A 9,519-nucleotide genomic window follows, 5' to 3' on the forward strand; every position below is an offset into this window, starting at 1 on the left:
CACCTCCTGCGGCCGGGCGTCGACCGCGCCCGCCGCGTCCAGTGCCTGCCGCACCGCCGTGTGCACCGCACCCGCGCCCACACCCGGTTCGGCGAGCAGCCCGATCGCGTCGACGGAGTCCGGGTGGCCCGCCAGCGCGGCGGCCTCCGGCGCCGGCGGCGCCTCGAACGGCGCGCCGGCCGCGCCCGCCGCCCCGGCCGGCACCTTGTCGAAGGTGTCCGGGACCGGCAGGGTCGACCAGTCGGACAGCGGCCAGGCGACCACGAAGGCCCGGCCGACCACGTTGTCCACCGGCACGAAGCCGTCGCCGGTCTCGTTGTGGTGCCAGCGGGAGTCCCGCGAGTTGTTGCGGTGGTCGCCCATCACCCACAGCTTGCCCTTGGGCACGGTGACGGTGCCCACCGGGTCGTTGTCGCAGGGCGTCGCACCGGGGAACAGGTACGGCTCGTCCAGCGCGACGCCGTTCACCTTCAGCGGTGCGCCCGCCTCGCAGTCGACGGTGTCCCCGCCGACCGCGATCACCCGCTTGATCAGGTCCTTCTCGTCCGCCGAGGGCATCAGGCCGACGGTGCTGAGCACCTTCTGGACGCTGCCCATGACGGAGTCGTCGGAGCCCGCCGACGTGTCCTCCAGCCAGCCGCCCGGATCGCGGAACACCACCACCTCGCCGCGCTCGGGCTTGGCGCCGAACCACGGGGTGAACTTGTCGACCAGCACCCGGTCGCCGATCGCGAGGGTCTGCTCCATCGATCCGGAGGGGATGGAGAAGGCCTGCACGAAGAAGGTCTTGATGCCGAGCGAGAGCAGCAGCGCGATCACCAGCAGGATCGGCAGCTCCTGCCAGAACGGGCGCTTCTTCCGGGGGCGCTCGGCCTCCTCGCCGGCCTTCCCGGGAGCGTCGGCGCCCGCGTTCACCGGCTCCGCCCCCGCCGCCACCGCGGTGCCCGTACCCGCCTCCGCCCCCGCCCGGCCGTCCCCGGCCCCCTCGCGCTCCGCGGCTGCGCCGCTCTCCCCGGACTCCGCGCTCTGCTGCACAGTCATTTCCTCGGCCCCTCCGACGGCCTGGCGGGAGCCGGTAGGAAGACCCCCTGTCAGGAACGAACCTACCGAACAGAGGTTCCCGGGCGCGCCCTGACGTGGATGCGCTCGCCCTGCGGGCCGAACAGGCTGAGGAACTCCACCGGCTGCGGGCCCGCGTTGCCGAAGGCGTGCGGGGTGCGGGTGTCGAACTCGGCGGCCTCACCGGCCGTCAGCACCAGGTCGTGGGTGCCGAGCACCAACCGCAGCCGCCCGGACAGCACGTACAGCCACTCGTGCCCCTCGTGGACCTTCAGCTCCAGGTCCGGCCCGGCGTTCCGGCCCGGCGGCACGATGTGCTTGTAGGCGTGCAGGCCTCCCAGGTGGCGGGTGAGCGGGACGATGGTCTGGCCGTTCCTGGTCACCGGGCGTGGGTGGATCCGCGGGTCTCCGGTGGCCGGGGCGCCGACCAGTTCGTCCAGCGGCACCCGGTACTCCCGGGCCAGCGGCAGCAGCAGCTCCAGCGTCGGCTTGCGCTGCCCGGACTCCAGCCGGGACAGCGTGCTGAGCGAGATGCCGGTGGCGGCCGCCAGTTTGGCGAGCGTGGTGCCGCGCTCCCTGCGCAGCGCCCGCAGCCGCGGACCCACCGTGGTGAGGACGTTCTCGAACTCTTCGTCGGCCATGCCTGCCATTTGCCGGTACGGCAAGGACCATTGTCAATCCGGCACACGGGTGAGGCCCCGTCCGCCACCCCTGCGGGTCACGCCCCGGGGTTCCTCCGCGGCTCCGGCCTATCCTCCCGTCATGCGCATCCTCCTCACCCGCGACAGCGTCGCGGCCGGCGACGACGCCGACGCCCCGCACGCCGGGACCGTCACGCTCCCCGACGGCCTGGACGCCCCGGCGGCGCTCGCCGCCCTCGGGCTCCCCCGGCCCCGGCTCCCGCTGATCGGCGGCGGCCTCGCCACCTGGGTGGTGCGCGCCGCCGACGGCACCCCGCTGGCCGTCCTCGCCCAGCAGTGGCCGCGGCCCCGTCCGCTGCCGGCCTGGCAGGGCCCGCTCGACCGCCTGGCCGGAGCGGACGGCACCGTCCGGCTGCACGTCGAGTACCGGCGCCAACTGGACCCGGAGGCCGAGTACCAGCGGCTGCTGCCCGGCTAGACCCGACGGGGAGGAGCCCCCGCCACCTCCTTGACGCCGCCGGGCGCCGTTCTCGACGCGCTTCTGGCGCGCCCTCCCGGCGCCCGGTGGTGCTCACCCTCCGGCGAGGGCCGGGCGGCTCAGCCCTGGCCGGCCCTGCCGCCGCGGTTCGCCGCCTTCTTCCGACGGGCCCTCTTCTTGCGGGCACGCTTCGACATCGTGGTCCTCCTCGTGGACGTCGGGTCGGCGCGGTTCAGGCCGCCCGGCCGACCAGCTGGTCGGCGAGCCTGGCCAGCCGCTTCAACGAACGCTCCTCCTGGGCGACCAACGCCGTCTGCGCGACCGAACCGCCGTCGTAGTAGGCACCGTTGGCGACCGCGACGCCCGGCAGGCAGAGCCGGACCACGGCCGCCGCCCCCTCCGCGGCCGGCGCGCCCGTGCGGCCGTACAGCGGCAGCAGCGCGGTGGCGCACTGGCCCGGGTTGAGGCTGACGGCGGTGATGCCGGAACCGGCCGGCGCCATCTCGGCGGTCGCCATGGTGAGCGCGAGCTGCGACTGTGCGTACGCGGCGACCCGCGAGTACCTCTTCGTCCGGTGCGGATCCGACCAGTTCATCGAGGCGGTGCGGTGCAGCGAGGAGGAGACGTTGATGATCCGGGCGTCGCCGGCCGCCGAGAGCGGCGCGCGCAGCAGCCGCGCCAGCAGGTGCGCGGCCAGGAAGTTGACCTGGAGCGAGACCTCGTTGCCGTCCTCGGTGAGGGTGCAGCGCTCGGGTGCCATCGCCGCGGCGTTGTTCACCAGCAGGTCCAGCGCCGGGTAGTGCTTGACGACCGTGCCGGCCAGCACCGCGATCTCCGCGAGGTGGGTGAAGTCGGCTGCCAGTTCCACGAGTTGGTCCCGCCTCGCGCCTGCGGCGACCAGGCGCTCGACGGTCGCCTCGGCCTCGGCGGCGGTCTTGGCGTGGACCAGCACGGTCGCGCCCAGCCCGGCGAGCAGCCGGGCGGTCTCCCAGCCGATCCCGGAGGAGGCCCCGGTGACCAGGGCGGTGCGGCCGGACAACACGGTGCCGGACATTTCGGACACGGCGGAGATGGACAGGACGGAGTCGGACATGACCGTTCCCAGGGTGCGTGGCACCGCCGGCCCTGACCGGACCGGGGGTGCGGGCTCAACTGGCCCGATGAAATGAGGAAAGAGGCGTGCGAACCACGGAGTGCGGAACGCGGAACGCCGGCTACGGACCGAGACGGTCCCCGGGCGAGGCCCCGCGCGCGCCCGCCCCCGCCCGCGCCGCGACGGCGCCGGGACGGGGTACGGCGCGCGCCGTGCCCTCCGGCGGGGAGGCGCGGATCAGCGCACGGCGATGACGGCCACGGCAGCGCGGACCGTCGGCCACCTATGCGGCGGACGGTCGTGATGGCGTACCGGGCGGTTCATGCTCCTCATCCAACCGACGCTCCCCCACCCGGGCAAGCGCCGCGCCGACGCCCTGACGAATCCCTGACGCGGCCCCGCCGCGCGGTCACCACTCCGGGGCCCGGGTCGCCCGGAGCTCCGGCCTACAGCCAGTTCCGCTTCTTGAACACCAGGTACAGCCCGGTGCACACCAGCGCCATCAACCCGATCGCGAACGGGTAGCCGAAGACCCACTTGAGCTCCGGCATCGTCTCGAAGTTCATCCCGTACACCGTGCCGATCAGGGTCGGCGCGAAGAGGATGGCCGCCCAGGAGGAGATCTTCTTGATCTCGTCGTTCTGCACGTGCCCCGCCTCGGCGAGCTGCTTCATCTCCTCGTTCTGCCGCTGCGAGACCAGCGTCGCGTTGACGGTCAGGATGTTCTGCAGCATCTGCCGGAAGCCGTCCACCCGCTCGGCGGCGTAGGTGGCGTGGTCGGCGACGTCGCGCAGGTAGCGCTGGAGCTCGTCGTCGGTGCCGTACTTGCCGAAGCCCGCCTCCAGGCTCTTCATGATCTCCAGCAGCGGGCGGGTGGCCCGCTGGAACTCGATCACCTCGCGGGACAGCTCGTAGATGCGGCGGGAGACCTGCGGGTCGCCCCCGAACACCTCGGTCTCGATCTCGTCGATGTCGTGCTGGAGGCCGGCGATCACCGGCGCGTAGCCGTCCACCACGGCGTCCAGCACCGCGTACAGCACCGCCTCCGGGCCGAGCGCCAGCAGCTCCGGGTCGTCCTCCAGGCGGCGGCGCACCGCCGACAGGTCGGGGGCCTGGGAGTGCCGGACGGTGAGCACGAAGTCGGGGCCGACGAAGAGGTGGATCTCGCCGAAGTCGACCTCTTCCGCCTCGTCCAGGTAGCGAGCGGCGCGCAGCACGACGAACAGGGTGTCGCCGTAGCGCTCCAGCTTCGGCCGCTGGTGGGCGACGATCGCGTCCTCGACGGCCAGTTCGTGCAGGTCGAAGCGGTCGGCGGCCTCCAGCAGCTGCGCCTCGGCGGGGCGGAACAGGCCGATCCAGGCCATCGTGCCGGGCCGGTCGGGCAGCGTGCGGTAGATGTCGGCGAGGTCGGTGGGCGCGTCCGTCCGGCGGCCGTCGCGGTAGACCGCCGCGTCCACGACGGAACGCTCCAGCGTCACCGGCTCGACGGGCTGGTCGGGGCGCGGGTCCATCGAGTGCTCGGGCGCCGGCTGGGTGTCGGCGGGCCGGACGACGGAACGGGAGAACGGACGCTTGCTCGCGCGCACGGCGCGCACACGCCAGTCGGACATGGCGGAGACCTCCACGGGGGATGCCCGGCCGCCGTACGGGAACGAGGCGGACCGGAGGCGCCCGGCCGGCCGCCACGCGCACGGCGCGACCGGCGGCGCCTCGCCGGGAGGACGAGGTCAGTGCCGCGCGGGAGCCGTACGGGAGGAGGTGTGCCGGGGGCCGCGAGTGGTGCGGGACAACCGGGGGCGGGGCCGACTTCGACCCGTACTACTGCACTCCACAGCTCTCACCTCCTCGGCTCCGCGCGCTCACGCACCGGGAGGGGTGCCAGCACAACCCCGTCGAGTCTAGTACCCGTACGCCGCGGCCTCCGACCAGTGCCCCGGCCCGGGCACGTGTCCGCCGGCCGCACCCGCGTTCCGCGGACCGCCCGACACCGAGCCCGCGCCGCGTCAACGGCCGCACCGGGCAGGGTTGTTCGTCCACAGCGAAGCCGTCACGAATCGGCAACCACACCGCTACGCTACGTGTCATGACTTCTTCGAAGAGGGCCTCGGGGCGGGGTACGGCGGTGGTGGTCGGCGGCGGGCTCGCGGGGCTGGCGGCCGCCTGGGCGCTGCGCGGGATCGCCGAGCGGATCGTCGTGGTGGAGCGCGACCGGTACCCGGCGGGGACGGAGTTCCGGGCCGGGGTGCCGCAGGGCCGGCACGCCCACCTGGTACTGGAGGCCGGGCACCGGCTGCTGGACGAGATGATGCCCGGCATCAAGCAGCAGCTGATGGCCGCGGGCGCGCAGCGGGTGGCCGCCTCGGACGTCAGGTGGCTGTGCTCCGCGGGGTGGCTGGCCGAGTACCCGGCGGAGATGGCCTTCCTCTCCTGCACCCGGCCGCTGCTGGACGCGTTCGTGCTGGACCGGGTCCGCGCCCACCCCGCGATCGAGTTCCTGGAGGGGACGGACGTGGTCGGGCTGCTCGGCTCGGCGGCCGCGGTGACCGGGGTGAAGGTCCGCGAGCGCGGCCCGGAGCGCGGCGAAGTCCTGGAGATACCGGCCGAGTTGGTGGTGGACGCGGCGGGCCGCTCGACCTCGGTGCCGAAGTGGCTGGCCGAACTGGGCTGCCCGCCGGTGCCCGAGGAGCGGGTGGACGCGGGCGTCGCGTACGCCTCCCGGATCTTCCACCGCCCGGCCGGGTCCGACCTCGGCGACCAAGCGGTCTACCTCCAGACCAAGGCCCCGGACGCGCAGCGGATGGGCGTCCTGCTGCCGGTCGAGGGCGACCGCTGGATCGTCAGCCTCGCCGGGATGCGCGGCGCCGAACCGGCGGCCGGCCCGGAGGGGTTCACCGAGCACCTGGGGCAGCTGCGCGACCCCCTCCTCCACGAGGTGCTGCAGGGCGCCGAACCGGCGGGCGAGGTCCGGGGGTTCCTCCCCGGCCCGGGCGTGCGTCGGCACTACGAGCGCGGCGGCCCGGACGGGCTTGTGGTGGTCGGCGACGCCGCGAGCACCTTCAACCCGGTGTACGGCCAGGGCGTCACCGTCGCCCTGTTCTGCGCCCGGGAGCTGCGCCGCACCGCGAAGCGGCACGGCGGCATCGGGCACGCCGCCGCCCGGGCCGCGCGGCGCGCCGTCGCCACGGCCTCCGCGGTGCCGTGGCTGATCTCCTGCGCCGAGGACGCCCGCTTCCGCGCCACCACCGGCGGGCCCTCCGGCGCCCTGGTCGGGCTCCAGCACCGCTTCTTCGACAAGGTGCTGGCCGCCAGCACCCGGGACCCGGCGGTCACCGCGGCGTTCCACGAGGTGATGTCGCTGGTCGAGCCGCCGTCGCTGCTGTTCCGGCCGTCGGTGCTCGCGGCGGTCCTGCGGGCCTGAGGGCCTGAGGGGGGCGGGGTGCCGGCGCGGCGCCCCGGGCGTGAGGGGGCGGGGTGCCGGCGCGGTCCTGCGGAGCGCTACGTCCCGAGGTGCGCGGCGACGTACGGCAGCGCCACCTGCTCCAGGCCGCGCAGGCCGAAGGCGGGGTGGACGTTGACCTCGAAGACCACGCCGCCACTCTCGGCGGCGAGGTCCACCCCGGCCAGGTCGAGCCCCAGGGAGGCGGCCGCCGCGATGGCCGTCTCCGCGAGCCCGTCCGGCAGTTCGGCGTAGTCGAGCACGGTGGAGACGGCGCCCCGACTCTCGTTGCAGGGCGCGTCCGGGTCCGCCTGGACGTGCTCGACCACCCGGACCACGCGCCCGTGCAGCACCACCACCCGGTACTGGTGGCGGCGCCCGTCCGGGAGGACGTTGCGGGCGTCACGGGCGAGCAGCCAGGGCGCCCGCCCGTAGTGCCGCGCGGCGGCGTCGAGCTGGACACGGGTCGTGACGTGGAAGACGTCGTCGCCGCCCATCCCGACGCAGGGCCGGGCCCAGACGTCGCCACCGAGTTCCGCGAAGGCCTCGGCGGCGGCCTCCGGACTCGGCTCGCGGAGCGCGATGCTGGGCATGTGCGGCACGCCGTCCCGGACGAAACGGGCGACGGTGAGGTCCTTCTCGGTGGCCGCCCGCCACGCCTGGGCGTCGGTGCCGAGCGAGCGGGCGCCGACTCCGCGCAGCCGCCGCTGGAAGCCCTCGAACGCGCGGCGCCGGTGCGGCGGGATCTCGTAGACGATCACCGTCTCGGCGGTCACCGTCCGGCCGCCCGCCTCCAGGCGGAACCCGCCCGCGTCGTCGGCCTCGATCAGGCCGCTGCCGCCGGTCAGGAAGTGCCGGGCGTCCAGCTGTACGGGTTCCCGGCCGGTCAGCGTCCGGGCGGCGGCGGCGAGCACCTGCCGACTGCCTTCGGTCGAGCTGTGATCGGTCAGGAGTACGAGATCGCGTCGGGGCATGCGGACATGCAAGCGAGTGCGGCGTGGCCACGACAAGGCGGCCTCGTGCGCCATCGGCCCGGCGGGGTGGCCGAAACCGGGCCGCGTCGCCGGGTTCGCCACCCGGTTAATTCGGATGCGCCCGCTCCACCCGCCCGCTAACCTGCCCGACATGTCTACGCCCCGAATTTCCTAGCTCGCGGACCCGCTCTCACGCCACCCGTGTGTCCGCAAGCTTTTTCGGAGCGTTATCCCATGATCACCACCCGTGGTGTCGACGTGCGCGTCGGCGCCCGCCTGCTGCTGTCCGACGTCACCCTGCACATCGCCCCCGGCGACCGGATCGGCCTGGTCGGCCGCAACGGAGCCGGCAAGACCACCCTGCTCGCCACCCTGGCCGGGCAGCTCGCGCCCGCGGCCGGCACGGTCACCCGGACCGGGGCCGTCGGCTACCTCCCGCAGGACTCCCGCGCCGCCGACCCGTCGGCCACCGTCACCGACCGCATCCTGTCCGCCCGCGGCCTGGACGCCGCCGTCCGCGCCGTGCGCGCCGCCGAGGCCGCGATGGCCGGGGCCGGGTCGCCCGCCGAGGAGCGTCGGGCGATGGACGCGTACGTCCGGGCCGAGGCCGGCTTCCAGTCCCGGGGCGGCTACGCCGCCGAGGCCGAGGCGGCCCGGATCGCGGCCGGGATCGGCCTGCCCACCCGGGTGATGGACTCCCCCGTCGGCACGCTCTCCGGCGGCCAGCGCCGCCGGGTCGAACTGGCCCGCATCCTGTTCGCCGACCACGGCACCCTGCTGCTGGACGAGCCGACCAACCACCTGGACGCCGACTCCGTCGCCTGGCTGCGCGGCTTCCTCGCCACCCACCGCGGCGGGCTGGTACTGATCAGCCACGACCTCGGACTGCTCGCGGAGACCGTCAACCGGGTCTTCCACCTGGACCCGCAGCGCGCCACGATCGACGTCCACAACACCGGCTGGCAGACCTACCTGGCCCAGCGCGCCGCCGACGAGCGCCGCCGGACCCGGGAACGCGCCAACGCCGAGCGCAAGGCCGCCGCCCTGCACACCCAGGCCGACCGGATGCGGGCCAACGTCGCCACCGCGACCACCGCCCGCAGCATGGCCCGCCGGGCCGACCGGATGCTCGCCGAACTCGAACCCGTCCGGCAGGCCGAGCGCACCGCCCGGATCCGGCTGCCCGAGCCCGCCCCGTGCGGCCGGATGCCGCTGGGCGCGATCAGCCTCGCCAAGTCCTACGGCGGCCGGCCGGTGCTGACCGGCCTGGACCTGGCCGTGGACCGCGGCAGCCGACTGGTCGTGCTCGGCCCGAACGGGGCCGGCAAGACCACCCTGCTGCGCGTCCTGGCCGGCCGGGAGACCCCGGACTCCGGCCGCGTCGTCCCCGGCACCGGCCTGCGGCTCGGCTACTTCGCCCAGGAGCACGACACCCTCGACCCGGCGCTCAGCGTGCGCGACAACCTCGCCGGAGCCGCGCCCGGCCTGACCGACGGCGAACTGCGGCACGTGCTGGGCGCGTTCCTCTTCCGCGGCGACGACGCCGACAAGCCGGCCGGAGTGCTGTCCGGCGGCGAGAAGACCCGGCTCGCCCTGGCCGCCCTGGTGCACTCCGGCGCCAACGTGCTGCTCCTCGACGAGCCGACCAACAACCTCGACCCGGCCTCCCGCACGGAGGTCCTGGCCGCGGTCGGCGGCTACCCCGGCGCGATCGTGATGGTCACCCACGACCCGGACGCCATCGAGGCGCTCCGGCCGGACCGCGTGCTCCTCCTGCCGGACGGCGACGAGGACCTCTGGCACGACACCTACCTGGACCTGGTCACGCAGTCCTGACG

Annotated in this window: 8 protein-coding genes; 3 read left to right on the forward strand and 5 right to left on the reverse strand. The window is 74.7% G+C overall.

Translation table 11 applies throughout. From position 1 onward, the window contains the following. Positions 1–1,041: signal peptidase I (gene lepB, locus ACFU6K_RS20235; RefSeq protein ID WP_380664860.1), on the reverse strand; the 1,041-nt coding region annotated here is incomplete at its 3' end. A gap of 62 nt (positions 1,042–1,103) precedes the next feature. Continuing rightward, positions 1,104–1,700, reverse strand: a complete 597-nt coding sequence (locus tag ACFU6K_RS20240) for a helix-turn-helix domain-containing protein (protein ID WP_380664862.1) — start codon at positions 1,698–1,700, stop codon at positions 1,104–1,106. Between the two features lie 121 nt (positions 1,701–1,821). On the opposite strand from ACFU6K_RS20240, the gene ACFU6K_RS20245 reads away from it, so the two are divergent. Continuing rightward, a complete protein-coding gene (locus ACFU6K_RS20245) occupies positions 1,822–2,178 on the forward strand; it encodes a hypothetical protein (RefSeq protein WP_380664864.1) in 357 nt (118 codons plus the stop codon). A 232-nt stretch (positions 2,179–2,410) separates the two neighbouring features. Here the strand turns inward: ACFU6K_RS20245 and ACFU6K_RS20250 are convergent, their stop codons facing one another. Then, complete coding sequence (locus ACFU6K_RS20250; protein ID WP_380664866.1) at positions 2,411–3,271, reverse strand: SDR family NAD(P)-dependent oxidoreductase; 861 nt, start codon at positions 3,269–3,271, stop codon at positions 2,411–2,413. A 446-nt stretch (positions 3,272–3,717) separates the two neighbouring features. After that, the gene (locus tag ACFU6K_RS20255) at positions 3,718–4,881 is read right to left on the reverse strand and encodes a magnesium and cobalt transport protein CorA (RefSeq protein ID WP_380664868.1); all 1,164 of its coding nucleotides are present in this window, start codon (positions 4,879–4,881) and stop codon (positions 3,718–3,720) included. Between the two features lie 473 nt (positions 4,882–5,354). On the opposite strand from ACFU6K_RS20255, the gene ACFU6K_RS20260 reads away from it, so the two are divergent. Then, positions 5,355–6,689: an NAD(P)/FAD-dependent oxidoreductase gene (locus ACFU6K_RS20260; RefSeq protein WP_380664870.1), complete on the forward strand. Its 1,335-nt coding sequence runs from the start codon at positions 5,355–5,357 to the stop codon at positions 6,687–6,689. Between the two features lie 77 nt (positions 6,690–6,766). Here the strand turns inward: ACFU6K_RS20260 and ACFU6K_RS20265 are convergent, their stop codons facing one another. Next, positions 6,767–7,681 carry a RimK family alpha-L-glutamate ligase gene (locus tag ACFU6K_RS20265; RefSeq protein ID WP_380664872.1) on the reverse strand — a complete coding sequence of 305 codons (915 nt, stop codon included), beginning with the start codon at positions 7,679–7,681 and terminating at the stop codon, positions 6,767–6,769. Between the two features lie 234 nt (positions 7,682–7,915). Here ACFU6K_RS20265 and ACFU6K_RS20270 point away from each other — a divergent pair, with 234 nt between their 5' ends. Further along, positions 7,916–9,517: an ABC-F family ATP-binding cassette domain-containing protein gene (locus tag ACFU6K_RS20270; RefSeq protein ID WP_380664874.1), complete on the forward strand. Its 1,602-nt coding sequence runs from the start codon at positions 7,916–7,918 to the stop codon at positions 9,515–9,517. The last annotated feature ends 2 nt before the right edge of the window (positions 9,518–9,519 follow it).

This window comes from Kitasatospora sp. NPDC057512, from assembly GCF_042802135.1.
In the GTDB taxonomy this organism is placed as follows: domain Bacteria; phylum Actinomycetota; class Actinomycetes; order Streptomycetales; family Streptomycetaceae; genus Kitasatospora.

What these genes read in the sequence shown, in the direction of transcription:
- ACFU6K_RS20240 (WP_380664862.1), bottom strand. Translation starts at nt 1,700, where the DNA reads ATGGCCGACGAAGAGTTCGAGAACGTCCTCACCACGGTGGGTCCGCGG.
- ACFU6K_RS20245 (WP_380664864.1), top strand. Translation starts at nt 1,822, where the DNA reads ATGCGCATCCTCCTCACCCGCGACAGCGTCGCGGCCGGCGACGACGCC.
- ACFU6K_RS20250 (WP_380664866.1), bottom strand. Translation starts at nt 3,271, where the DNA reads ATGTCCGACTCCGTCCTGTCCATCTCCGCCGTGTCCGAAATGTCCGGC.
- ACFU6K_RS20255 (WP_380664868.1), bottom strand. Translation starts at nt 4,881, where the DNA reads ATGTCCGACTGGCGTGTGCGCGCCGTGCGCGCGAGCAAGCGTCCGTTC.
- ACFU6K_RS20260 (WP_380664870.1), top strand. Translation starts at nt 5,355, where the DNA reads ATGACTTCTTCGAAGAGGGCCTCGGGGCGGGGTACGGCGGTGGTGGTC.
- ACFU6K_RS20265 (WP_380664872.1), bottom strand. Translation starts at nt 7,681, where the DNA reads ATGCCCCGACGCGATCTCGTACTCCTGACCGATCACAGCTCGACCGAA.
- ACFU6K_RS20270 (WP_380664874.1), top strand. Translation starts at nt 7,916, where the DNA reads ATGATCACCACCCGTGGTGTCGACGTGCGCGTCGGCGCCCGCCTGCTG.